Origin of the sequence: Mesorhizobium sp. M7A.F.Ca.US.014.04.1.1, assembly GCF_003998745.1 — a bacterium.
Lineage (GTDB): Bacteria > Pseudomonadota > Alphaproteobacteria > Rhizobiales > Rhizobiaceae > Mesorhizobium > Mesorhizobium ciceri.
The window spans coordinates 1-1,273 of sequence record NZ_RZRW01001007.1; the positions used below are offsets into that span (position 1 = coordinate 1).

1 protein-coding gene and 1 pseudogene are annotated in these 1,273 nt (G+C 58.5%); one reads left to right on the top strand and one right to left on the bottom strand.

What is annotated here, in order from left to right; translation table 11 throughout:
* Positions 1-299: pseudogene (locus tag EOA22_RS33995) on the bottom strand (coproporphyrinogen III oxidase); the annotation flags it as partial.
* A gap of 157 nt (positions 300-456) precedes the next feature.
* Here EOA22_RS33995 and EOA22_RS34000 point away from each other — a divergent pair.
* Positions 457-1,185 (top strand): Crp/Fnr family transcriptional regulator, encoded by a 729-nt coding sequence (locus tag EOA22_RS34000; RefSeq protein ID WP_063170859.1) that lies wholly within the window; start codon positions 457-459, stop codon positions 1,183-1,185.
* Positions 1,186-1,273: the final 88 nt, after the last annotated feature.

Below are 1,273 nucleotides of genomic sequence, written 5' to 3' on the forward strand. Positions count from 1 at the left end.
ACGCCAGCCTTGCCGCCGACAATACGGGCAACGGTGGAGATCTCGGCGTGGAACGAGCGGAGATAGGCAGTTACCGGCTCATAGTGACGTGTTTGCTTGGTGTGGCAGGCACAGAACCAGCAGAGTCTGTCGCAGAAGGGAATATGCAGATAGAGTGAAATCTCGTCGCCGTTCTCCAGCGCCTCCAGCCAGCCTCGACAGATAGTGGCATCGACCCCCGGATGGAAATGCGGCGCGGTCGGATAGCTCGTGTAGCGCGGCACGTTCTCGCCAAGTCTGGCAGCTAGTTCCGGTCGCATCTCGCCATTCCTGTGGTTGCATGGCCCGGAAAATGACCGCAACGGCACGCCGATACCTTGATTTCGGTCAAAGCCTTTGCACCGGACAAACTGCCACAAGGCTTTTTCAATGGCCGATGCTTATCTTGCCGATACCCTGGATCCTCGGACGATCGTGATGACAGTGCGTCAGGATGTTCATAGTGCCGGTATTCCCGTGCTTTGCCAATCCTGCGAGGCAAGGCATCGCGGCATTTGCGGTGCCCTTGATCCCGATCAATTGGTCGGGCTCGCCAAGACCTCGTCAAAGCACACCGTTGAACCGGGGTCAGAACTGATGGGCGACGCCGAAACCGTCGACAGCTATTCCAACGTGCTTTCCGGCGTCGTGAAGCTGACGAAGAGCCTTTCGGACGGGCGCCAGCAGATTGTCGCGCTTCAGTTTGCCCCCGATTTTCTGGGACGGCCGTTCAAGGTGGAAAGCGTGATCAACGCGGTAGCGGCAACGGCCGTCTCCCTGTGTTCGTTTCCAAGGGCTTCCGTCGAAAGGATGATGAGGGAGTCGCCGGATCTCGAGCACCGCCTGCTCAAGCAGACGCTGAACGAACTCGACGATGCACGCGACTGGATGGTCACGCTGGGACGCAAGACCGCTGCGGAAAAAGTGGCGAGCTTTCTGCTGATGATTGCCAGAAACATCGATCCCACGCTCGATCCAAACACCAATCCGACGAGCTTCGAACTGCCTCTCACACGTGCCGACATCGCCGATTTCCTCGGCCTGACAATCGAGACGGTGAGCCGCCAGTTGACCCGGCTGCGGACAGACGGCGTGATCCGGATCGACAACAACCGCCATGTGACTGTGGACAGCCTTGCCCGGTTGGCGAGCCGCTCCGGAGCCTAGAGTAATTCCAGGAAAAGGCTGAAACAGTTTTCCGTCCGGAATTGCGTCAACTCTAGTCTCGATCGACGATCGCGATCATCGGCAGGAC

What these genes read in the sequence shown, in the direction of transcription:
- EOA22_RS34000 (WP_063170859.1), top strand. Translation starts at nt 457, where the DNA reads ATGACAGTGCGTCAGGATGTTCATAGTGCCGGTATTCCCGTGCTTTGC.